Source organism: Pseudomonas sp. UBA4194, assembly GCF_002379585.1.
GTDB lineage: Bacteria > Pseudomonadota > Gammaproteobacteria > Pseudomonadales > Pseudomonadaceae > Aquipseudomonas.
The window spans coordinates 45,915-69,256 of sequence record NZ_DFUE01000052.1 but is presented as its reverse complement, the minus strand read 5'-3'; the positions used below and the strand labels follow the sequence as shown (position 1 = coordinate 69,256).

20 protein-coding genes are annotated in these 23,342 nt (G+C 62.2%); 12 read left to right on the top strand and 8 right to left on the bottom strand.

From position 1 onward, the window contains the following. Positions 1-2: 2 nt before the first annotated feature. The 6 genes from nuoI to nuoN are packed head-to-tail and all read left to right on the top strand — an operon-like array spanning position 3 to position 6,285. Complete coding sequence (nuoI, locus tag B3397_RS13800) at positions 3-551, top strand: NADH-quinone oxidoreductase subunit NuoI (RefSeq protein WP_296250973.1); 549 nt, start codon at positions 3-5, stop codon at positions 549-551. A gap of 9 nt (positions 552-560) precedes the next feature. Continuing rightward, positions 561-1,058, top strand: coding sequence for an NADH-quinone oxidoreductase subunit J (gene nuoJ, locus B3397_RS13795; RefSeq protein ID WP_296250971.1), 498 nt, complete (start codon positions 561-563; stop codon positions 1,056-1,058). 4 nt (positions 1,059-1,062) lie between these two features. Beyond that, positions 1,063-1,371 carry an NADH-quinone oxidoreductase subunit NuoK gene (gene nuoK / locus B3397_RS13790; protein ID WP_296250970.1) on the top strand — a complete coding sequence of 103 codons (309 nt, stop codon included), beginning with the start codon at positions 1,063-1,065 and terminating at the stop codon, positions 1,369-1,371. Continuing rightward, complete coding sequence (gene nuoL, locus B3397_RS13785) at positions 1,368-3,221, top strand: NADH-quinone oxidoreductase subunit L (RefSeq protein ID WP_296250968.1); 1,854 nt, start codon at positions 1,368-1,370, stop codon at positions 3,219-3,221. Before nuoK ends, nuoL begins: the two co-directional genes overlap by 4 nt. Before the next feature lie 39 nt (positions 3,222-3,260). Then, on the top strand, positions 3,261-4,793 hold the full coding sequence (gene nuoM, locus B3397_RS13780; protein WP_296250966.1) for an NADH-quinone oxidoreductase subunit M: 1,533 nt from the start codon (positions 3,261-3,263) through the stop codon (positions 4,791-4,793). Positions 4,794-4,800: 7 nt separating this feature from the next. Next, on the top strand, positions 4,801-6,285 hold the full coding sequence (nuoN, locus tag B3397_RS13775; RefSeq protein ID WP_296250964.1) for an NADH-quinone oxidoreductase subunit NuoN: 1,485 nt from the start codon (positions 4,801-4,803) through the stop codon (positions 6,283-6,285). 101 nt (positions 6,286-6,386) lie between these two features. On the opposite strand, the gene B3397_RS13770 is transcribed toward nuoN, so the two are convergent. From B3397_RS13770 to B3397_RS13750, 5 genes are all read right to left on the bottom strand, one after another. Further along, positions 6,387-8,636: an ATP-dependent DNA helicase gene (locus B3397_RS13770; RefSeq protein ID WP_296250962.1), complete on the bottom strand. Its 2,250-nt coding sequence runs from the start codon at positions 8,634-8,636 to the stop codon at positions 6,387-6,389. Next, entirely contained in the window at positions 8,633-10,285 is a 1,653-nt protein-coding gene (locus tag B3397_RS13765) for a VRR-NUC domain-containing protein (protein WP_296250961.1), read from the bottom strand. The genes B3397_RS13770 and B3397_RS13765 overlap by 4 nt, the downstream gene beginning before the upstream one ends. A gap of 81 nt (positions 10,286-10,366) precedes the next feature. Beyond that, positions 10,367-11,770: a PLP-dependent aminotransferase family protein gene (locus tag B3397_RS13760; protein WP_296250960.1), complete on the bottom strand. Its 1,404-nt coding sequence runs from the start codon at positions 11,768-11,770 to the stop codon at positions 10,367-10,369. Continuing rightward, complete coding sequence (locus tag B3397_RS13755) at positions 11,767-13,068, bottom strand: hypothetical protein (protein WP_296250958.1); 1,302 nt, start codon at positions 13,066-13,068, stop codon at positions 11,767-11,769. Before B3397_RS13755 ends, B3397_RS13760 begins: the two co-directional genes overlap by 4 nt. A 370-nt stretch (positions 13,069-13,438) precedes the next feature. Then, a complete protein-coding gene (locus B3397_RS13750) occupies positions 13,439-14,461 on the bottom strand; it encodes a zinc-dependent alcohol dehydrogenase family protein (protein WP_296250957.1) in 1,023 nt (340 codons plus the stop codon). A 231-nt stretch (positions 14,462-14,692) separates the two neighbouring features. Here B3397_RS13750 and B3397_RS13745 point away from each other — a divergent pair, with 231 nt between their 5' ends. Beyond that, positions 14,693-15,607, top strand: a complete 915-nt coding sequence (locus tag B3397_RS13745; RefSeq protein ID WP_296250955.1) for a LysR substrate-binding domain-containing protein — start codon at positions 14,693-14,695, stop codon at positions 15,605-15,607. Between the two features lie 27 nt (positions 15,608-15,634). Here the strand turns inward: B3397_RS13745 and B3397_RS13740 are convergent, their stop codons facing one another. Both B3397_RS13740 and B3397_RS13735 read right to left on the bottom strand, forming a co-directional pair. Continuing rightward, positions 15,635-16,396 (bottom strand): SDR family oxidoreductase, encoded by a 762-nt coding sequence (locus B3397_RS13740; RefSeq protein ID WP_296250954.1) that lies wholly within the window; start codon positions 16,394-16,396, stop codon positions 15,635-15,637. A gap of 87 nt (positions 16,397-16,483) precedes the next feature. Further along, the gene (locus tag B3397_RS13735; RefSeq protein WP_296250953.1) at positions 16,484-16,810 is read right to left on the bottom strand and encodes a helix-turn-helix transcriptional regulator; all 327 of its coding nucleotides are present in this window, start codon (positions 16,808-16,810) and stop codon (positions 16,484-16,486) included. Between the two features lie 299 nt (positions 16,811-17,109). Between B3397_RS13735 and B3397_RS13730 the strand changes: the two genes are divergently transcribed. The 5 genes from B3397_RS13730 (at position 17,110) to B3397_RS13710 (ending at position 21,145) form a co-directional block, all read left to right on the top strand. Further along, positions 17,110-17,427, top strand: coding sequence for a type II toxin-antitoxin system PrlF family antitoxin (locus tag B3397_RS13730; protein WP_296250951.1), 318 nt, complete (start codon positions 17,110-17,112; stop codon positions 17,425-17,427). Further along, the gene (locus B3397_RS13725; protein WP_296250949.1) at positions 17,427-17,888 is read left to right on the top strand and encodes a type II toxin-antitoxin system YhaV family toxin; all 462 of its coding nucleotides are present in this window, start codon (positions 17,427-17,429) and stop codon (positions 17,886-17,888) included. The genes B3397_RS13730 and B3397_RS13725 overlap by 1 nt, the downstream gene beginning before the upstream one ends. Before the next feature lie 226 nt (positions 17,889-18,114). After that, positions 18,115-18,897, top strand: coding sequence for an endonuclease/exonuclease/phosphatase family protein (locus B3397_RS13720; RefSeq protein ID WP_296250947.1), 783 nt, complete (start codon positions 18,115-18,117; stop codon positions 18,895-18,897). Further along, entirely contained in the window at positions 18,894-20,159 is a 1,266-nt protein-coding gene (clsB, locus tag B3397_RS13715) for a cardiolipin synthase ClsB (RefSeq protein ID WP_296250945.1), read from the top strand. The genes B3397_RS13720 and clsB overlap by 4 nt, the downstream gene beginning before the upstream one ends. Then, entirely contained in the window at positions 20,156-21,145 is a 990-nt protein-coding gene (locus tag B3397_RS13710; RefSeq protein WP_296250943.1) for a lysylphosphatidylglycerol synthase domain-containing protein, read from the top strand. The genes clsB and B3397_RS13710 overlap by 4 nt, the downstream gene beginning before the upstream one ends. On the opposite strand, the gene B3397_RS13705 is transcribed toward B3397_RS13710, so the two are convergent. Beyond that, positions 21,136-23,199, bottom strand: coding sequence for a hybrid sensor histidine kinase/response regulator (locus tag B3397_RS13705; protein ID WP_296250941.1), 2,064 nt, complete (start codon positions 23,197-23,199; stop codon positions 21,136-21,138). The two genes, B3397_RS13710 and B3397_RS13705, sit on opposite strands and share 10 nt — an antisense overlap. Positions 23,200-23,342 lie beyond the last annotated feature (143 nt).

Below are 23,342 nucleotides of genomic sequence, written 5' to 3'. Positions count from 1 at the left end.
CCATGTTCAAATATATTGGTGACGTCGTAAAAGGCACGGGCACGCAACTGCGTAGCCTGATCATGGTATTCGGTCACGGTTTCCGCAAACGTGACACCCTGCAATACCCCGAAGAAGCCGTGTACCTGCCGCCGCGCTACCGCGGCCGCATCGTGCTGACCCGCGACCCCGACGGCGAAGAACGCTGCGTGGCCTGCAACCTCTGCGCGGTGGCCTGCCCGGTGGGCTGCATCTCGCTGCAGAAGGCCGAGACCGAAGACGGTCGCTGGTACCCGGACTTTTTCCGCATCAACTTCTCGCGCTGCATCTTTTGCGGCCTGTGCGAGGAAGCCTGCCCAACCACCGCGATCCAGCTCACGCCGGATTTCGAAATGGCCGAGTTCAAGCGTCAGGACCTGGTGTACGAGAAGGAAGATCTGCTGATCTCCGGCCCCGGCAAGAACCCTGACTACAACTTCTATCGTGTTGCGGGCATGGCCGTGGCCGGCAAGCCGAAAGGCGCCGCGCAGAACGAAGCCCAGCCGATCAACGTGAAGAGCTTGCTCCCTTAAGGAAGAAAGATGGAATTCGCTTTCTATTTCGCGTCGGGTATCGCGGTGGTGTCCACCCTCAGGGTGATCACCAATACCAACCCTGTGCACGCCCTGCTCTACCTGATCATTTCCCTGATCGCCGTGGCCATGACCTTCTTCGCGCTGGGTGCACCGTTCGCCGGTGTTCTGGAAGTGATTGCCTACGCTGGCGCCATCATGGTGCTGTTCGTGTTCGTGGTGATGATGCTCAACCTTGGGCCAGCATCGGTGCAACAAGAGCGTGTGTGGCTCAAGCCCGGCATCTGGGCCGGTCCCGTCTTCCTCGGCGCCTTGCTGCTGCTGGAATTGATGTACGTGCTGTTCGCCAACCCCAGCGCCGCCGGTATCGGCCAGACCACGGTCGATGCCAAGGCCGTGGGTATCAGCCTGTTCGGGCCCTACCTGCTGGTGGTTGAACTGGCGTCGATGCTGCTGCTCGCCGCAGCCGTGACGGCGTTCCACCTCGGCCGTACGGAAAAGGAGTAAACAGATGCCCGCTATCCCTCTCGAGCATGGCCTGGCAGTCGCCGGCATCCTGTTCACCCTTGGTCTGGTCGGCCTGATGGTCCGCCGTAACATTCTTTTCGTGTTGATGAGCCTGGAAATCATGATGAACGCCTCGGCTCTGGCGTTCATCGTGGCGGGCGCGCGTTGGGGTCAGCCAGACGGCCAGGTGATGTTCATCCTGGTCATCAGCCTGGCAGCCGCCGAGGCCTCCATTGGCCTGGCGATCCTGATGCAGCTGTACCGCCGCTTCCACACGCTTGATATCGACGCTGCCAGTGAGATGCGCGGATGAACCTGATCTTTCTGACCTTCGTATTCCCGCTGATCGGCTTCCTGCTGCTGTCGTTCTCCCGCGGGCGCTTCTCGGAAAACCTCTCGGCGCTGATCGGCGTAGGCTCCATCGGCCTGTCGGCCATCGTCGCCGCCTACGTCATCTGGCAGTTCAACGTCTCGCCGCCCGAGGGCGGTGTGTACACCCAACTGCTGTGGCGCTGGATGTCGGTGGACGGCTTCGAACCCAACTTCACCCTGTATCTGGATGGCCTGTCGATCACCATGCTCGGCGTGGTGGTGGGCGTGGGTTTCCTGATCCACCTGTTCGCGTCCTGGTACATGCGCGGTGAAGACGGCTACTCGCGCTTCTTCGCCTACACCAACCTGTTCATCGCCAGCATGCTGTTCCTGGTGCTGGGCGACAACCTGCTGTTCATCTACTTCGGTTGGGAAGGCGTGGGGCTGTGCTCGTACCTGTTGATCGGTTTCTACTACAGCAACCGCAACAACGGCAACGCGGCACTGAAGGCCTTCATCGTGACCCGCATCGGTGACGTGTTCATGGCCATCGGCCTGTTCATCCTGTTCCAGCAACTGGGCACGCTGAACATTCAGGAGCTGCTGGTGCGGGCGCCGGAGCACTTCAAGGTCGGTGACTTCTGGATCGTGCTGGCGACCCTGATGCTGCTGGGCGGGGCCGTGGGTAAGTCCGCGCAACTGCCGCTGCAGACCTGGCTGGCCGACGCCATGGCGGGCCCGACCCCGGTATCGGCACTGATCCACGCCGCCACCATGGTGACCGCGGGCGTCTACCTGATTGCCCGTACCCACGGCCTGTTCGCCCTGGCGCCGGACATCCTGCACCTGGTAGGCATCGTCGGCGGCGTGACCCTGGTACTGGCCGGCTTCGCCGCGCTGGTGCAGACCGACATCAAGCGTATCCTGGCCTATTCGACCATGAGCCAGATTGGCTACATGTTCCTGGCCCTGGGCGTCGGCGCCTGGGAAGGCGCGATCTTCCACCTGATGACCCACGCCTTCTTCAAGGCGCTGCTGTTCCTGGCGTCCGGTGCGGTGATCGTGGCCTGCCACCACGAGCAGAACATCTTCAAGATGGGCGGCCTGTGGAAGAAACTGCCACTGGCCTATGCTAGCTTCATCGTCGGCGGTGCGGCCTTGGCCGCCCTGCCGCTGCTGACGGCCGGGTTCTACTCCAAGGACGAGATTCTCTGGGAAGCTTTCGCCAGCGGCCACAACGGCTTGCTGTATGCCGGGCTGGTAGGCGCGTTCATGACCTCGCTGTACACCTTCCGCCTGATCTTCATCACCTTCCACGGTGAAGCCAAGACCGAAGCCCACGCCGGCCACGGGATTTCCCACTGGCTGCCGCTGGGCGTGCTGATCGTGCTGTCGACCTTCATCGGCGCATGGATTCATCCGCCGCTGGCCGGCGTCCTGCCGCAGAGCGTCGGCCACGCCGGTGGCGAAGCCAAGCACAGCCTGGAAATCGCCTCAGGGGCCATCGCGCTTGCCGGTATCCTGCTGGCCGCCATGCTGTTCCTCGGCAAGCGTCGCTTCGCCACGGCCGTGGCCAACAGCGGCATGGGCCGGATGCTGTCGGCCTGGTGGTTCGCCGCCTGGGGCTTCGACTGGATCTACGACAAGCTGTTCGTCAAACCGTACCTGCTGATCAGCCACCTGTTGCGCAAGGACCCGGTTGACCAGGTGATCGGCCTGATTCCGCGTACGGCCAAGGGCGGCAACAACGCCATGAGCCGTACCGAGACAGGCCAGTTGCGCTGGTATGCCGCTTCGATTGCCGCTGGTGCCGTGCTTGTGCTCGGTGCCGTTGTACTGGCTGCGGTCTGATATGAATCTTGCGACTTTGCGAAAGGAATTGAGCCCGTCATGATTTTGCCTTGGCTGATCCTGATCCCCTTCATCGGCGGCCTTCTGTGCTGGGTAGCGGAGCGCAGCAGCGCTACCCTGCCCCGCTGGATCGCGTTGCTGACCATGTCCCTGGAACTCGCACTCGGCCTCTGGCTGTGGGCCCATGGCGACTACACCCTGGCACCGGCACCTGGCGCTGAGCCTGCCTGGGCCTATGAATTCAAGTTCAGCTGGATTCAACGCTTCGGCATCAGCGTGCACCTGGCCCTCGATGGCCTGTCGCTGCTGATGATTCTGCTGACCGGCTTGCTCGGTATCCTCTCGGTGCTGTGCTCGTGGAAAGAGATCCAGCGCCACGTCGGCTTCTTCCACCTCAACCTGATGTGGATTCTGGGCGGCGTGGTCGGCGTGTTCCTGGCCCTGGACCTGTTTCTGTTCTTCTTCTTCTGGGAAATGATGCTGGTGCCGATGTATTTCCTCATCGCGCTCTGGGGTCACAGTTCCTCGGACGGCAAGAAGACCCGGATCTACGCCGCCACCAAGTTCTTCATCTTCACCCAGGCCAGCGGCCTGATCATGTTGGTGGCGATCCTGGCCCTGGTGCTGTTCAACTACAGCAACACTGGCGTGCTGACCTTCAACTACAGCGATCTGCTCAAGGCGCAACTGCCGGCGCACGTGGAATACCTGCTGATGCTGGGCTTCTTCATCGCTTTCGCAGTGAAGCTGCCGGTGGTGCCCTTCCACTCCTGGCTGCCGGATGCTCACGCCCAGGCGCCGACCGCAGGCTCCGTGGACCTGGCCGGTATTCTGTTGAAAACCGCCGCCTACGGCCTGCTGCGTTTTGCCTTGCCGCTGTTCCCGAACGCTTCGGCGGAGTTCGCACCGATCGCCATGACCCTGGGTCTGGTGGGTATTTTCTACGGTGCCTTCCTGGCGTTTGCGCAGAGCGACATCAAGCGCCTGATCGCCTTCTCCAGCGTGTCGCACATGGGCTTCGTGCTGATCGGCATCTACTCCGGTACTGCCCAGGCACTGCAAGGCGCGGTGATCCAGATGCTCGCCCACGGCCTGTCGGCGGCGGCGTTGTTCATCTTGAGCGGCCAGCTGTACGAGCGCCTGCACACCCGCGACATGCGTGAAATGGGTGGCTTGTGGTCGCGTATCGCCTACCTGCCGGCCATCAGCCTGTTCTTTGCGGCCGCCTCGCTCGGCCTGCCGGGAACCGGTAACTTCGTCGGTGAGTTCCTGATTCTGCTGGGTAGCTTCACCGTGGCGCCGTGGGTCACCGCGATTGCCACCTCTGGCCTGGTGTTCGGTTCGGTGTACTCGCTGATCATGATCCACCGTGCCTATTTCGGCCCTTCCAAGTCCGACGCCGTTCTGGCCGGCATGGACAACCGCGAACTGATCATGGTGCTGGGCCTTGCGGGCCTGCTGATTCTGCTTGGCGTCTACCCGCAGCCCTTCCTCGACACCTCCGCCGCCACCATGACCGGTGTGCAGCAGTGGTTCGGCACCGCCTTCACTCAACTCGCTTCGGCCCGGTAAGAGCGCTATGGACCTGACGATTCAACACTTTATTGCGCTTGCGCCGCTGCTGATCACCACCGTCACCGTCGTTGCGGTGATGTTGGCGATCGCCTGGCGGCGCAACCATTCGCAAACGTTCCTGCTGTCGTGTGCGGGGCTGAACCTGGCGCTGCTGTCGATTCTGCCGGTGCTCAAGCTCACCCCTATCACCGTTACGCCACTGCTGCAGGTCGATAACTTCGCGGCGCTGTACATGGCCCTGATCCTGATTGCCACCCTGGCCTGCGTGACGCTCGCTCATGCCTACCTGGGCGACGGCGCTTCGGGCTACCCCGGCAACCGCGAAGAGCTTTACCTCTTGATCCTGATGGCGGCATTGGGCGGGCTGGTGCTGGTCTGCGCGCAGCACCTGGCAGGCCTGTTCATTGGCCTGGAGCTGCTGTCGGTGCCCACCTATGGCCTGATCGCCTATGCCTTCTTCAACAAGCGTTCACTGGAAGGCGGCATCAAGTACATGGTGTTGTCGGCCGCCGGCTCCGCGTTCCTGCTGTTCGGCATGGCGCTGCTGTACGCCGATGCCGGCAGCCTGAGCTTCTCCGGTATCGGTCAGGCCCTGGCCGCAACCGGCGTACCGAGCGCGCTGGCACAACTGGGTCTGGCGATGATGCTGGTGGGCCTGGCGTTCAAGCTGTCGCTGGTGCCTTTCCACCTGTGGACCCCGGACGTCTACGAGGGCGCCCCTGCTCCGGTCGCTGCGTTCCTGGCAACCGCCAGCAAGGTAGCAGTGTTTGCCGTCGTGGTGCGCCTATTCCAGCTGTCACCGGCTGCCAGCAGCGGCATCTTGCACGATACCCTAGCGGTGATCGCGGTGGCGTCGATCCTGATCGGCAACCTGCTGGCTGTCACCCAGAGCAACATCAAGCGTCTGCTGGGCTATTCGTCCATTGCGCACTTCGGTTACCTCCTCATCGCGCTGGTGGCCAGCAAGGGCCTGGCGCTGGAAGCCATTGGCGTGTATCTGGTGACCTACGTGATCACCAGCCTGGGCGCCTTCGGGGTCATCACCCTGATGTCCTCGCCCTACAACGGGCGTGATGCCGATGCGCTGTACGAGTATCGCGGCCTGTTCTGGCGCCGTCCGTACCTTACGGCAGTGATGACGGTGATGATGCTGTCGCTGGCGGGCATTCCGCTGACCGCCGGTTTCATCGGCAAGTTCTACATCATCGCCACTGGCGTCGAATCGCAGCTCTGGTGGCTGACCGGCGCGTTGGTGGTGGGCAGCGCGATCGGTGTGTTCTATTACCTGCGGGTGATGGTGACCCTGTTCCTGATGGAGAAGAACCTGCGTCGCACCGACGCCCCGCTGAAGTGGGAGCAACGCACCGGCGGCGTGATGCTGCTGGCGATCGCGGTACTGGCCTTCGTGTTGGGGGTTTACCCGCAGCCGTTGCTGGAATTGGTGCAGCATGCCGGCTTTCAGTTGGGGACGGTGATCGTCAAAGGTTGATGATCCGTGTTTTGAAAAAACCCGCTTCGGCGGGTTTTTTTATGGGTGCGTGCCGGTCCGAGCGCTATCGTCGCCTTACGCACTAGGCGACGAGGCCGCCACTAAACCTCCCACCAGCGCGGGAACAGCGCCTTGACCCGCCCTTCGGCAAAACGATCATCGATCAATACCACCACCCCTCGATCATCCTGGCCGCGGATCACCCTTCCCGCCGCCTGCACCACCTTGCACAATCCAGGGTACAAATAGGTGTAGTCGTATCCAGAGCCGAACAACGCGTTCATGCGGCCCTTGATCTGTTCATTGACCGGATTGAGTTGCGCTAGCCCCAAGGTAGCGATGAACGCCCCGATCAGTCGTGCGCCGGGCAGGTCGATGCCTTCGCCAAAAGCGCCGCCCAGTACCGCGAACCCCACGCCCCGACTGGTTTCGGTAAATCGCCCGAGGAAATCCCGGCGCGCACTTTCATCCATCTTCCGCGCCTGCGCCCACAGGTCGATCTGCGGGTAGCGCTCGGCCAGCAGCCCTTGCACCTGTTGCAGGTAATCGAAGCTGCTGAAGAACGCCAGGTAGTTACCCGGTTGCTGGAGGTACTGCTGCGCGATCAAGTCGGCGATGGGACCGAGCGATGCCTGACGATGATTGAAACGCGTCGAGATGCTGTCGACGATGCGCACTTCCAACTGGGAGGCGCTGAACGGCGATTGCACATCGATCCAGGCGCAATCCTTGGGTAATCCCAGGAGGTCAGCGTAATAGTTGCGCGGGCTGAGGGTGGCGGAAAACAGTATGGCGCTGCGCGCCGCCGCCAGGCGCGGTGCCAGCAGCGGCGCAGGCACCACGTTGCGCAGGCACAGCTGGGCCTGGGCGCGCTTGCCGGGGGGATCGCGACGGGTCACATCGAACAGATAATGCTCGTCGAACAGCTCGGCGACACGGGTGAACTGCAAGGCCTGGAAATAGAAATCCAGCAATTCGCGGTCGATACCCTGTGGCTGCGCATTCATCTCGTCAGTGATCAGGCTGATGCAGCGCAGCAGCGTTAGGATGAACTTGTCCGGCAGCCTGGGGTGGACCTGGTACGGCGCTATCTGCTCGGCGTAGAGCACGTTCCACTCTCGGTTCAGCCGCTGCAGCGGGCTCTTGAGCTTCGCTGGTGGCGCCTTGCGAATGGCCTGCAGCGCGCTCTGGTCGAGCGTGGCGCTGTACATGCCGCGCGCACGGTCGACCAGATTGTGGGATTCATCCACCAACACCGCGAGCTGCCACTGATGCTCCTGGGCCAGGCCGAACAACAAGGCATTGAGGTCAAAGTAATAGTTGTAGTCGCCAATCACGATATCGACCCAGCGCGCCAGTTCCTGACTGAGGTAGTACGGGCACACCTGATGTTCCAGGGCAATGCGGCGCACCGTGGCCTGGTCGAGGATGGCGACGTGAACCGCGGCTTCACGGGCCGCCGGCAAGCGGTCGTAAAACCCTTTGGCCAAGGGACAGGACTCGCCATGGCACGCCTTGTCGGGGTGCTCGCAGGCTTTGTCGCGGGCGACCATTTCCAAGGTGCGCAGGGGCAGGCCCGGTTGCCGATGCAGTTGGCTGACCGCTTCCAGGGCCAACGCGCGGCCTGGGGTCTTGGCGCTTAGAAACAGGATCTTGTCCAGTTGCTGCGGTACCACGGCCTTGAGCAACGGGAACAATGTGCCCAACGTCTTGCCGATGCCAGTGGTGGCCTGGGCCATCAGGCAACGGCCGGTACTGACCGCCTTGTAGACGGTCTCGGCCAGCTCACGCTGCCCGGCGCGAAAGGTCCCATGAGGAAACTTCAACGCGGTCAGGGCCAGGTCCCGTTCCGCCTTGCGCGACAGCTCCTGGCGCGCCCACGCGAGGAACAGCGTGCACAGGCGCTCATAGTGGGCCTCTAGCTCGGCGGCCTGATAGTGTTGGGAAAACAGTGTCTGCTTGTCGTAGTCCACATCGAAGTACACCAGGGCCACATCCATCTGCTCGAGCTGCAGCGACTGACACATCAGCCAGGCATAGACCTTGGCTTGAGCCCAGTGCAACTGGCGATGGTTCTGCGGTTGCAGGGCCAGGTCGCCGCGGTGGGTCTTGATTTCTTCCAGCCGGTTGAGCGCAGGATCGTAGCCGTCCGCGCGGCCGCGCACCTGCAGTTCATGAAACTCGCCAGACAAGGCCACTTCAGTCTGATAGCCCGCACTGCGCCCCTGGGTGACCCGGCGATGCCCGGCCATCCCTTCCAGGGCCGACGGCGACGGGGTAAAGCGCAGGTCCAGATCGCCCACCTTGGCGGTGAACTCGCACAAGGCACGCACGGCCACTCGGTAACTCACGCGGTCTGCCCAGCCCACTCGACATAACAGACCTGCACCGGCATCTGGTGGCGCGCGCAGAAATCCAGCCAACGCAGCTGATTGTCCTGCAGGCGGTCCCCCGGGCCCTTGACCTCGATCATCAGGTAGCGACGCTCCTCGGGCCAGAACTGGATAAGGTCTGGCATGCCGGTGCGGTTGGCCTTTATATCTTCCAGCAAGCGGTCGAAACAGTGCTTCAGGTGCTCGGCCGGAATGCACTGCAAGGCCAGCTCCAGCAAAGGTTCATCGAGCATGCCCCAGTGCACGAAAGGTGATTGCAGACCCCACTTGGCTTGGTAGGTCGCGCGAATCGAAGCCTTGTATTCATCCGTTTCCAGCTGTCCCAGACAAGCCGCGAACAGCTCGCCACGACGCGCGCGAAAGTCCGTTTGCAGCAGATCTGCCGGCCCACTCTGAAACGGGTGGAAAAATGCCCCCGGCAGCGGTGCGAAGATGGCCGGCCAGCACAGCAGGCCGAACAGGGCGTTGAACAGCGTGTTCTCGACGTAGTGCACAGGCTGCTGCTCGCCGTGCAGATACAGCGCCACGCGCTGCTCGACACTCAATGGCTGGTCGCACAGTTGCACCGCCAGATCCAGCCGCTCGACCTTGGCCGCGGTTCGCCGCGGGCCCGCCGGTAGGCCCACATGTCGACGCAGGCGCGGCAGCATTCGGCTCAATTGCTGCGCTTCAGCAGGGTCCACCGGCGCTGCGCTGGCCTCCTCGGCCAGTGCCAGGGCTTGCGCATAGGCGCCGGTCAGCTCCAGCACGCGAATCACCCGTGCACGGGCCTGGTGAAAGCTACAGCTTCTATAGATGGTCAGCGCCAGCTCCATGTTCTGCTGACGCTCACACGCGTAACCCAGGCGGAACAGCAGCTTTTCCCGGCGCCGCTGCAGCCAGGATTTGTCCGTATTGATGGCCAGCAACTGCTGGTGCAGGTCCGCGCTGGCCTCGCCGGCTTCCATGGCTTCTCCGCAGACGTGCAAGGCAATGCACGCGGCGACGTCATCGCGGTGAGTCAGGCCCCGGGATTCTGGCCCCATCGGCACCGACTCGTAACGGTATACCCCCAGATCGGCCAGGACGAAATCCGCCCAGCCCTGGCGCAGATTGCCGAAGAACAGCAAGCGCAGACGGTCACACAGCTCATCCACGGTCAGGCTGTACACGGCATCGCCAAGCGCCGGGCACCATTGCCCCAGCGGCTGGGCAGGCCATTCGCTTGCAGCCAATATTTCAAAGATCTGTGCCTTGGACAGCGTGCTGCGCAACTGGAGGTGGCTGAAATGGGTGATCAGCTCGGGCTTGACCAGCAGGTCGAACACCTGCTCCAGGGTCAAAGGTGCCTGGTCATCCAGCCATCCTTCGACCAGCAGCGGGCGTGCCGCCGTCAGGGTACAGCCAATTTCCGGGTAGTTCAGGCGACTGGCGCGGAACAGCGCGCCCTTGCGCATGATCATGCGCACCAGCAAGGCTTGGGCATTGTCCGGCAGCGTGGCGAAGCGACGGATGAACCCGTGCTCTTCGTCATCGAGTACATCGGCGTAGCGCTGCCCAAGCCACGCCAGTACCTGACGAAAGTTGGCCAGGTAATAGAAAGGGTTTTCCAGAGGTTCGAATGCCACGCCGCTGCCAGATCTGATACAAAATTTTACTGGTTATACATACAGACCGAAAATCAGGCAAACGGAAAATGACCGATGGTGCTAGACCCGATGCCGCTCCAGGGCGCAGCCCAGGGCAACCAGCAACCGCTCGAATGTGTTCGTATCGTGACGGCTGGCATCCACTCGCAGGTGGTGCTGGCAGTGGCCCTGGAGGCTGAAGATATCCCCGGGGGCAATCAGAAAGCGCTGCTGGCGCAGCGTCTCGAATACGCTGCGCATATCGACCGGGTGGCGAGCGGCCGCCCACAGCGTGGCGCCTCCCGCTGGCACGTTGATGTGCAGGTGTTCATCGAGCACTGTGCGCAGGACCCTGGCCCGAGCCGCCACCTGTGGCTGGACACGTGCGATCAGCCGGGTGATATGAGCGTCGTAACCACCGCTGCCGATGAAACGCGCCAGGGCTTTGTGGCGCAAGGGAGGGGGCACGGCCGCGCGTTGCAGGCAAAGGCGCTGCAGCCCGGCATGCCAGTGCCGGCTCAACAGGTAGGCAAAAGGTGCTTCGGCACCCAGGCTGTATTGCAGCGACCCCAGCACCAGCAGCCGCTGCGGATCGACCAGCTCGCGAAAGCGCATGCCGGGGCGCACGGCCAGGTCGCCTTGGGTATCGTCCTCGACCACCCAAACACCTTGCCGCTCGAGCAGTCGCGCGATCCCGCGCTTATCGGCGTCGCTCAGTGCCATACCCAACGGCCACAGGAACGACGAGCCGAGCACGATGACCCGTACCCGATGCCGGGTGAACAAGGCCTGCAGCCGCTGCAGGGGGAATTTCTCGCCAGGTGCCAGCGCCAGTTCAACCACCTGTGCCCCTGCGGCCTGCAACGTCCTGAGAATTCGCCATGAGCAAGGCGCCGGCACCGCCACCACCGCGCCCTTGAGCTCGAGCGCCGTCCAGGTCATCTCCAACACCGCGCTGAAATCGCTGCCGATGTAGACATCGTCAGCGCTCCAGGAGTCGTGCAGTGATCGAGTGTAGCGGGCCGCAAGCACACGACGCAGCTCCAGCTCGCCACCCGGCTGCGCCAACTCGGCCAGTCCCGCCGGGTAGCGACGTGCGAGCTGGGCTTCCAACTTCAGCAGTTGCCCAACGGCCACGGTGTCAGCCGGCGGCGCACCCCGACTGAAAGCCTGAATCGTCGGCTGACAGGCGCTGGCGAGCATTCGCTGCAGCAAGTCCGAACCGTAGAGGGCGGGCGGAAATGGTGCCGGCCCGTCGGCAAAATAGCCGGATTTGGCCACCGAATGGATGCGCCCCTCGGTTTCCAGAAGCGTATAGGCGGCCTGCGCCGTGGATACCGACACACCCAGCTGACGGCCCAGAGCGCGCAGCGAGGGAAGCTTGATCCGCTGTCCCGGCTCTACGGCGGCCAGCAGGGCAAGTAGATAGCGATAGACGCCCAGGTAAGCAAATTGCGCTGCGCCGCTTCCCCGCGCGCCCTTCATGTGGCCGGTCGCAGGCGGTACAGCTCCTGCAGAACGGGCAGTGGCAGCCCGGTACATTCTTGCAGCCACTGCGTAACCTGGTCTGGCGCGGCGGCGCCCTGCAGTGCCTTGTGCAGATAAGGCAACGCCACCAGCATGCCGGGATGACACGCACGCAGGAATGCCTCCATGCCTGCGGCATGGCCAACGATGGGGGCGAATACCAGACACGTCAGTTGGGTTTCGGTCAGGCCGTAGGCAACTCGGGCCAGCGCCTGGGCTTGCTCACGGGCAAGCTCCACAGGCGGCACCCGTACGGCGGGGTTTGCGCCTCCGCGCAATAGGCGGAGGTAGCGTTGCAAGCCTGCCGCATAACCACACTGTTCGACATGCTCGCCGCGCAGGCCAGCGATGTGGCCCAACAAGGCCACATGCCGATGCCTGCCCTCACTGGGGTGAAAGATCGGCTCCGCCACCTTGCAGCCCAGGAACGCCAGCAAGCCGCTGTAGTTGGGCAATGTCCCCATCATTTCGAACAGCGGCAGGAAGGCCGCTTCCTTGACCTCTCCAACGTAGCGACCATGCGCTGGGCACGGCAGCATGTCGCTGGGGTGAGCGAGCAACTCGAGGGCACGCAAGCAGCGTGTCCCCTGCCACTGACCTCGCGGCAGGGGACCCTGGCCAGCGCTGCGCAAACTGGCCATCCCCCACGAGACGAATCGACGGCGCTGGACAGGTGGATAGTCGACGGCAATGGCATCTGCCCCGCCGCGCCAGGCCAGCAAGCGTCGATAGATGCGCGTGAGGGCCATATAGCCTTCATGCTGCAAGCGGGCATACAACCTGGCGCTGCCCATATGGCCACACAACAGCAATTCATTGCGTCCACTGGGCTTGCCGCCGCCCGCCGCGAGCTTGAGGGGATCGTAGACGCCCACCTTGCCGTCGGACAGCTGGAGCATCTCCACCCTGGGATCGTCATGCACGAACAGTGCGTTGCAGCAATGCTGGATGTTCTCCCGCCGCTGCGCGTCAAACTGACCGTGAGCGTGCACCACCATGCGGATACGGAAAGTGGGCTGGTTGCGCGCGGCCAGGGTCAGCTGGGCCGCACGCAACAGGGCCATGGCGCCGGCACTGGCCTTGTCTCCCGCCACCAGCAGCATGATCTTGTAGGTACCCAACCGCTGCGCGCCTCCAGCGGCCAACTGCAGGCGCTGGATCAAGGTCTGCACGGCCGAACGCTGGGCGATGGAGAAAGTACCCAGCAGTTTGGTCAGCACCTGCTGGTAGACGTAGTTCATTGCTTGTTGGTGCATCACGCTCATTGCTTGATATCCGCGTCCAGTGCTCAGACTCCCCCGCGACATGCCTTGCTGCGCCGATTGGCGGGAGGACGGGACACGGGCGTCAGACCGGCATTATGGAGAGCTGCAACCTGATTAAAAGATACAGAAGGAGCGCAAAAAACCATGCAGATACGGACCTGGAAAAGACCCTGGGCGTGCTCGATCCATCGTCGAGACATGAGGCACCAGCAGCAGGTGTTCAGACAATTGGGCTGAGTCTGAAAAAAGGCGAGGACGCTTCCTACAGCGAAGCGGAAATGCAGAACAAAAAGCGAGGAAACCGGGCTGTTGCGGCGAGAGCCGCAACAGATGTGTCAATCAACACGTGAAGGGGACGTGCTCAGGCAGTGCCCAACTCCAGGGCGATGCGGCCGCCGCACGGGCACTCGTCCATGGCTTTATGCGCTTCCATGAACTTCTCGAACGGATACACCTTGGCGATCTGCGGCACCAGCACGCGGTCTGCGGTGAGCTGATTGATGTCGCGCAGGGCGCGCTGAAGCGCTTCGCCATCCTGGGTAATACCCAGTTCCGGCTTGCCCAGGAAGTTGCCCAGGCAGTGCACATGGAACTGGATATTCTTCTGGAACGCCGCGCAGGCTGGAAACGGCGTCTGGTTGCCACCCTGCAGGCCATACAGGATCAAGCTGCCGCGTGGCGCCAGCACATCCCCAAGCATGGACATCTGCGGACCGCCCAGACCATCCAGAACCATGTCGACACCCCGATTGCCAGTGTACTTGTTGATCTGCATCAGCAAGTCCTGCTCCTCGGTGACGATCACTTTCTCGGCGCCCAGCGACAACAGATAGTCGCGCTCATCCGGTGAGCGTGTGGCGGCAATCACTTTCAAGCCCAGGGCCTTGCCCAACTGCACAAACGAAGGGCCGGCACAGTGGCTCGCGTCAGTCACCAGGGCCGTCTGCCCTGGCTTGGCCCGCGCCAGTTCGGCATAGGCAAAATAAGCGATAAGCAATGGCGTGTAATGAACCGCCGCCTCGACTGGCGTGAGGAGGTCCGGGTAGCGGGTCAGCGCAGTGACCGGCAGGACGATGACCTCGCCATAGACCGGGTACTCGTTGGGGCTTTGCGCCGGAAAGCTGGCGACCTTGTCACCTACGGCAAAACCCTCCACGCCTTCGCCAAGCGCGGTCACCACACCGGACATTTCCTGGCCCAGACCAGCTGGCAAGCGAGCATGGGAAGGCGCCAGGTTCTGCCGCCAAAGGACGTCGTACCAGCTGATACCCACGGCCTGCACACGCACCTGCACTTCGCCCGCAGCAGGCGAAGCAGCCTCGTGCTCTTCGCACTTGAGAACTTCGGCCGGACCAAATTTATGAAAACGGATCGTGCGGGACATCGCAAACCTCGCCTTGTAAACCTCTAATACCCTGAACTTTATCTGGGCTTTGGCGCTTAAGCCACCCGCGCCTATTAATAGTCGACATGCTTGCCATCGATTTCGCCGAGCGCAGGCTCTACACCGGCTTTGCCAGACGAGCAAAACTGAATTTACCCGTGCAGGTTAACAGTCTTTGCCCTTAAGATTCACCACGCCACTCCCTTCTTCATGTTCCAGCGGGCCTATGAGATGAACCGTAACGACCTGCGTCGTGTCGACCTGAACCTGTTGATCGTGTTCGAAACCTTGATGCATGAGCGCAGCGTCACCCGCGCTGCCGAGAAACTGTTCCTGGGCCAGCCAGCGATCAGCGCGGCCCTGTCGCGCCTGCGCAGCCTGTTCGACGACCCGCTGTTCGTGCGCACTGGACGCAGCATGGAGCCGTCGGCACGCGCCACGGAAATCTTCGCCCTGCTCTCACCCGCTCTGGACTCGATCTCCACGGCCGTGAGCCGCGCCTCGGAATTCGACCCGGCCACCAGCACTGCGGTGTTTCGTATCGGCCTGTCCGACGACGTTGAATTCGCCCTGCTGCCGCTGCTGCTCAAGCGCATCCGCGCCGAAGCCCCTGGCATCGTCCTGGTGATTCGCCGGGTCAACTACATTCTGATGCCGGCGCTGCTCGCGTCCGGCGAGATTTCCATCGGCGTGAGCTACACCGATGACCTGCCCGCCAACGCCAAGCGCAAGGTGCTACGCCGCAGCCGGCCCATGCTGCTGCGCGCCGACACAAAACCCGGCGCCCTGACCCTCCAGGAATTCTGCGACCGCCCTCATGCCCTGGTGTCGTTTGCCGGGGACCTGAGTGGCTTCATCGACGGCGAACTGGAAAAGCACGACCGCAAGCGTCATGTGGTATTGGCCGTGCCGCAGTTCAATGGTTTGAGCTCGCTGCTGGCGGGTACCGATATCGTCGCGACCGTGCCTGACTACACCGCTGAAGCCTTGACGGCAGCAGGGGGTGTGCGAGCAGAACCGCTGCCGCTGGAGACGCAGACGTTCGAACTGCATCTGGCCTGGCGTGGGTCGCAGGATAACGATCCGGGAGAGCGGTGGTTGAGGTCGCGGATTCAGATGTTTTTTGGGGATCCTGACAGTCTTTAGCCGTTGTCTGACGGGAGCTCCTCCACCTCATTTACCACCCGTTACATCCAGAAACGTACCGGTAACGAATGATGCCTCCGCACTCGCCAACCACAGAATCGCACGTGCCACTTCCTCAGGCTGACCACCCCGCCCCATGGGAATGGAGTCCTTGACGCGATCGACTCGCCCCGGCTCACCGCCACTGGCATGCATTTCGGTGTAGATATGTCCGGGGCGGATACAGTTGACGCGTATGCCTTCCCGTGCGACTTCCTTTGCAAAGCCGGTGGTGAACGTCTCCAAAGCTCCTTTCGACGCCGCATAGTCGATGTACTCATTCGGACTGCCAAGGCGCGCTGCGGCCGAGGAGACATTGATCACTACGCCGCCTGGGCCGTTGTGACGGTAGGCCATGCGCTTTACCGCCTGCTGGGCGCAGAGTATTGGCCCAATGGCATTGACCGCAAAAATGCGCTGCATCCGTTCGAAGCCGAGACCCTCCAGGCGTGACTGAGGTGCCAGCATGCCGGCGTTATTGACCAGCACGTCAATGCGTCCAAACGAGTGGTCGATAGCCGCAAACAAATCAGCCACCTGCTGGGGGTCCGCACTGTCGGCCCGCACCGCCAATGCTCTGCGCCCCAACGCTTCCACGTCTGCGGCCACCGCGAGCGCTGCGGTCTCGTTGGCGACGTAACTGATCGCGACATCGTAACCTCTTGCGGCGGCCAGCCGAGCCGTTGCCGCCCCTACTCCACGACTTCCACCCGTGATCAGAATCAGCGGGGCCTGCGAGGCGTTGACCATTGAATTTAACTCCTGAACAAAGGGCTGTAACAGCCGCTGAGGAGCGTGCCCCACAGTCACCGTTCGCCCCAGCCTTCGTAATAAACGTCAACCTGCTGGAGCATCGTTGCTTTTCCTTCTGACGCGCTGACGTTTGGCGCCGCTTTCGTAACGGCGGATGTCTTCGATGGATTCAAGCCTAGGTAGGAACAAGGCTTCGAGCTCCTTGCCTCGGCCGAGCACCATGGCCACACGAACCATATTCTCCAGGCCTACATTGCGCCCTGCTTCAAGGTTGGAAACGGTGTTCACGCCAACACCTGCGCGGCCGGCAACATCGGCCTGGCTGAGCTGAAGAGCCAAGCGTTCCGTGCGCAGGCGCTCGCAAAGACGTCCCACCACTTCCTCCGGCTTACTGAAAGATAAGTCCAGCATAACGGGTGTTAACTCAATATTTTTGACTTAAGCCACAGTATAGCGGATTTATCAGTTTTTTATGGCCTGTAACTACCGCGCTAGAGCTCAGTCAAAAAGTTTTTTTGGCGACCCTGAGAGTCTTTAGCCGTTGTCTAACAGTCCGTTAAGCTGATCATATTTCCCGGACGCTGACCTCTTCACTCCAGCGGTAGGGCCGCTGAGCCTTAACCCGGCTTATGCTTGATTGGCATGGAATCGAAATTGACCGCGTAAGGATTATTCCTTACCATTCAGCCAATACACTCGGGAGAATACTCATGCCTGCCATCCACGAAATCGCCACGTTGACCTCGAAGGGGCAGGTCACACTACCCAAATCTGTTCGCCAGCTACTGGGCATTGACACGGGTGGCAAGATTGCATTCAACGTCCGCGGAGGTGAAATCGTGGTCAGCCGCGTAGAAACTACCCACGAAGACCCTGCCATCGGTGCGTTCCTGGGTTTGCTGGAGGCTGATATCCGAGGCGGCCGTCACCTCACCACTCTGCCGGAAAACTTGGCGCAAACCATGCTCGCCAACGCAAACCACTGCGTAAACCTGGACGATGATATCGATGGTGAGGTCGCGATCTGATGCTGCGACATGGCTGGACACTGTTGTTCCATGAAGGTGTGACTTTACAGCTACTCAAATTGCAAGAGGCTGCCACCCGAGCCGAGCAGAACGACCCGCAAGGTTTTGAGAGCAACGCCAACGTCAAGCTATTTCGGGCATTGAGCCATCTGATCATGGAGGCTGTGCCTACCGACCCGGGCCGGGATGAGTTCCGCCAAGGCAACACGCTTGGCACCGCCTACCGACATTGGCGGCGGGCAAAAATCGGGAGGCGCTTTCGGCTGTTCTTTCGCTACGACTCAAGGTCCAAGGTCATCGTCTACGCATGGGTCAACGACGAAAATACCCTACGATCCGCAGGCAGCAAATCCGACCCCTATGCCGTATTCGAGAAGATGCTGGGCCGCGGCAATCCTCCTGATGACTGGGATGCGCTGACTGCTGCGACCCGTAGCGACTGGGACGAGCCCAAAGCGTAAGCGGCACGCTTTGGCGAGTGATAGCACGTTCAACACGCCCCTCAGTGTGTCCACTGTTAACCCGTCGCGACCGGGGGCGAAACTGGGGGCATATCTGAAACTTATCTGCCTGAAAACTCTGATCTAGAGCCTGGTCAAAATTGTGCAGCGTTGAACCTTCCCCTGCTCCCCCGAGTCCGATTTCAAGGGCCTGAGTGCCCCCAGCCGTCCCCTCAGGAGCCTTGCCATGAGCACCCCCAACCCCCAGCCGCTCCCCGCGGATGCCCCGGCAGTCACTGCCCTGCACGTTTTGACGGTGAACACTCACAAGGGCTTCAGTCCGTTGAATCGGCGCTTCGTGTTGCCGGAGCTGCGCGAGGCCGTACGCACGCTGGGCGCCGACGTGGTGTTCCTGCAGGAAGTGCTCGGCGCCCACCGGGCGCATGGCAAGCGCTATGACAACTGGTCCGACACGCCGCAATACGAATTTCTCGCCGACAGCATGTGGCCGATGTTCGCCTATGGGCGCAACGCGGTGTATCCGGATGGGGATCACGGCAACGCGCTGCTGTCGAAATTCCCCATCGTGCGCCACGAGAACCTCGACGTGACGGTGAATGGCACCGAGGAGCGAGGTTTGCTGCATTCGGTACTGGCCGTTCCCGGTCAAGGCGAAGTGCACACGGTGTGCGTACACCTGGGCCTGACTGAAGCGCAACGTCAGCAGCAGCTCAAGCTGCTGTGCAAACTGCTGGACTCGCTGGACCCCAAGGAGCCGGTGATCGTCGCCGGCGATTTCAATGACTGGCGCCTGCGCGCCGATGACATTCTGGCTAAGTGCAACATGACCGAAGTTTTCGTTGAAGCGTTTGGCGCGCCGGCCAAGACCTTTCCCGCGCGATTGCCGCTGCTGCGCCTGGACCGTATCTATGTTCGCAACGCGACCGCGCACCAGCCCAAGGTGCTGTCGCGCAAACCCTGGTCGCATCTGTCCGACCATGTGCCCCTGGCGGTGGAGGTGCGGCTATGAACGAGCAATCCAACCAGCCGTTCACCGAGCAGTGGCGTGACAACAACGAAATCACCCTGCTGATCAATGGCGAAGAGTTCTTTCCCGCCGTGTTCGAGTGCATTGCCCAGGCCCGCGAAGAAGTCCTGATCGAAACCTTCATCCTGTATGAGGATGAAGTCGGCAGAGATCTGCAGCGGGCGTTGATCGACGCAGCCCAGCGCGGCGTGCGGGTCGAGTTGCTGGTCGACGGCTACGGCACCGCCGAGCTCAGTTCGCAGTTCCTCACCGATATGGCCAAGGCCGGGGTGCACTTGCAGGCGTTCGATCCGCAGCCCAAGGTCATGGGGATGCGCACCAACCTGTTCCGCCGCCTGCATCGCAAGATCGTGGTGATCGACGGCGAAATCGGTTTTGTGGGGGGCATCAACTACAGTGCCGATCACCTGGCTGAGTCCAGCGACCCGATGTCCAAGCAGGATTACGCCGTGAAAGTCCGGGGGCCTATCGTCCCCGACCTGCACCGCGCCACCCTGGCCCTGCTCGATCAGACCAGCAAGGTGGTGCGTACGCCGCAGCCCTGGCGCAGCAGCCGCAGCGCGCCGCCGGATGCGGACAGCGCCAGCGCCAGCCTGCTGTTGAGTATCCGCGACAACGACCAGCACACCAACGATATCGAGGCCCACTACCTGGAGGCGATCAAAGGTGCGCAGCAGCGCATCATCATTGCCAATGCGTATTTCTTTCCGGGCTATCGTCTGCTGCGCGAGCTGCGCAATGCCGCGCGCCGGGGTGTGGAAGTGACCTTGATTCTGCAGGGCATGCCGGACATGCCGCTGGTGCGCCTGTGCTCGAGACTGCTCTACAACTACCTGCTGCGCGACGGCGTAGTGATCCGCGAATACTGCCAGCGGCCCTTGCATGGCAAGGTTGCCGTGGTAGATGAACGGTGGTCGACGGTGGGCTCGAGCAACCTCGATCCACTGAGCCTGTCGCTGAATCTGGAAGGCAATCTGATCATTCGCGACAAGCGCTTCAACCAGCGCCTGTACGAGCATCTGCATGAGCTGGCCCACAGCACTTGCAAGTCCATCAGCCTGCAACGTGTGCTACGCGGTTACTGGTGGCGAGCGCCGATCATCTTCCTGACCTTCCACTTTCTGCGTCACTTTCCGGCGTTGGTGGGTTTCATCCCGGCGCACTCGCCCAAGCTCAAGCCATTGATCGAGGTCGAGCCGCAGCAGTGCGACAGCCGTGGCCTGGATCGCAAGGAGACGGTATGAACAGCGCCGATAGCACCGCCGGGCAACCGAAAAAGCGCGCCAGCAAATGGGTCTGGGCCAAACGCGCGATGACGCTGTTCTGCTTCATCCTGGTCCCCGTCCTGCTGTTCCTGCTGGTCAAGAATCTGGACTGGCAGGAAGTGCGTCACGCGCTGGGTTCCTACAAGCTGAGCACCTTGCTGATCGGCGCCGGGATCGCCCTGACCAGTTACCTGGTGTTTGCCAGCTACGACGTACTTGCCCGTCGCTATACCGGCCACAAGGTGCCGGTGACGCAAGTCATGCCGCTGGCGTTCGTCTGCTACGCCTTCAACCTGAACCTGAGCTCATGGGTCGGCGGCATCGCCCTGCGCTATCGCCTGTACTCCAAGCTGGGGCTGGATGTCCCGACCATCACCCGCATCCTGAGCATGTGCCTGATCACCAACTGGCTGGGCTACATGTTCATTGCCGGCACGGTGTTCGCCATGGGCCTGCCGGAGCTTCCGGAGGGCTACAAGATCGGCAGCACCGGGCTGCGAGTGATCGGTGTGGTGATCATCGCGCTGGGCCTGGTTTACCTGCTGGCCTGTCGTTTCGCCAAGAAGCGCACCTGGACCGTGCGCGATCAGGAAATCACGCTGCCCTCCTTCAAGGTCGCGGCAAGCCAGGCGTTACTGGGGGCCTTGAACTGGGCGTTGATGGGGGCGTTGGTGTGGTCGTTGCTGCCCGAGAAGGTCGGCTATCCCACCATCCTGGCGATCCTGCTGATCAGCAGCATCGCTGGTGTCATCGCCCACATTCCGGCGGGGCTGGGGGTGCTGGAGACGATTTTCATCACGCTGCTGCAAGGTCAATACTCCAAGGGCACGCTACTGGCAGCGCTGATTGCCTACCGCGCGCTGTACTTCCTCATGCCCCTGGCCATCGCCTGTGTGGTGTACCTGGTGGTGGAGCGGCGCACGCGCGACGTCGAGAAGCGCCGCGAATCCAATGCTCATTCCTGATCAATGGCCAGCGGCGCCCGGTGCCCGTGCAGCACCCGGCGCACCCTGTCGACGAAAGCATCCAGCAGGAACGGTTTGGTGAGCACGTGCATGTCATCGGCCAAGGGCGTGTGCTCGCTGATGACGTGCTCCGCGTAGCCGGTGATGAACAAGACTTTCAAGCCTGGGTCCAGCGTCCAGGCGGCATTGGCTACCTGGCGACCATCCAGGCCACCGGGCAAGCCGATGTCGGTGATCAGCAGGTCGGCCTTCAACCCGCCTTGAAGGATGGCCAGGCCCTCCACGCCGCTGGCCGCTTCGAGCACCCGGAAGCCCAATTCTCGCAACACCTCACCCATCATCTGCCGCAAGGTGCCCTCGTCGTCCACCAGCACGATAGTTTCACCCGTGGCAACGTTGCTCTCGTGATTGTAGGGCGCCGCCACGCTCTGGGCTTGCGCCTCACCCAGATGCCTGGGCAGGAACAGGTGCATGGCCGTGCCCTGCCCCGGGGTCGAATCGATCTGGATCTGGCCGCCTGATTGACGCGCAAAACCATAGACCATGGACAACCCCAGACCCGTCCCCTGACCCAATGGTTTGGTGGTGAAGAACGGGTCGAAGGCGCGGGCGATGGTGTCCTCGTCCATGCCGGTGCCGCTGTCGGTGACGCTCAAGCGTACGTATTGGCCTGGCTGCAGATCGTCATCGCTGCGCGCCCTGGCGAACTGGTGATGATTGCTGGCGCGCAGCCACAGGCTGCCACCGTCAGGCATGGCATCGCGGGCGTTGATGCACAGGTTGAGCAGCGCGCTCTCCAGCTGGTTGGCATCCACGCGCACGCGCCAGACGTCGGCACGGGTGTCGGCACTGAACTGGATGGTAGGACCCAGGGTCTGGCGGATCAGGTCTTCCAGATCGCCGATCAGCACCCCAGGCTCGACGGCACGCGGCGCCAAGGTCTGGCGCCTGGAAAAGGCCAGCAGCCGATGAGTCAGGGTGGCGGCGCGGCCTGCGGCGCCGTGGGCGGCATCGATGTAGCGGCCCAATTCGCCGGTGCGGCCCTGTGCGATGCGCTGCTTGAGCAACTCCAGGCTGGCGCTGATGCCGGTGAGCAGATTATTGAAGTCGTGGGCCAGGCCGCCGGTCAGCTGCCCTACCGCTTCCATCTTGTGGCTGTGGCGCAGCAACTCCTCGGCCTGGCGCAAGGCTTCGGCCCGCTCACGCTCCTGGGTCACGTCGCGGCCCACCGCATGGAAGCAGTCCTGGGCGGGTACCGCGGCCCAGTTGATCCAGCGATAGCTGCCATCGCGGTGGCGCAGGCGGCAGTTGATGTCACGCAAATGCTCGCCATGGGACAATGGCACCACGGCGGCGGCAACCATGTCGCGGTCGTCTGGGTGCACCAGCCCCATGGCGTGCTTGCCGATCAGATCCGCCGGCGCCCAGCCCAGTACCGTCAGCCAGGCAGGATTGATCGCAGTGACATTCAGTTCAGGCGTGGTCACCAGCATGATGTCCGAAGACAGTTCCCAGAACCGGTTGCGCTCGGCCGTGCGTTCGATCACCTGGCGCTCGAAATCATCGGACATGCGCTGAATCTGCTGTTGCGCAAGCACCGTGGAGGTGGTCTCGATGACCGTGTCGAGCATGCCCACCACCGCCCCGTGCTCGTTGCGAATCGGGCTGTAGCAGAAGGTGAACCAGGCCTGTTCCTCGGCACCGTTGCGCAGGATGGTCAGGGGGAAGTTCTCGATGAAGGTCGCGTTGCCAGAGAAGGCGCTGGTGAGAAACGGAGAGATGTCGTCCCAGACCTCGTTCCAGACGCTGCGAAACGATCGGCCCAGCGCTTCGGGCTTGCCCGCCAGCATGGGCTTGAAGGCATCGTTGTAAAGGGTGATCAACTCCGGCCCCCAGACCAGACACCCCGGAAACTTGGACACCAGCAACATGTCCACGGCCACTTTCAGGGCGGCGGGCCACTCCTCGATGGGGCCTAACGGTGTGGCTGCCCAATCATAGTGGCGTACTTGCTCGCTCATGCCTTCGCGCGGGAAGGGGAAGGGCTCGGTCATGTTCAACTCTGAATAAGGGTGCGCCAGCAACAATAGCATTGTGTGCCGGGACCGGCGACCAATGAGTACAGTTCCCATCTGCGCCACGGCCTGCGCGTCACAGGTTCAGGCGACCAGAATCGCTGATGAGTCCGCCACACGCC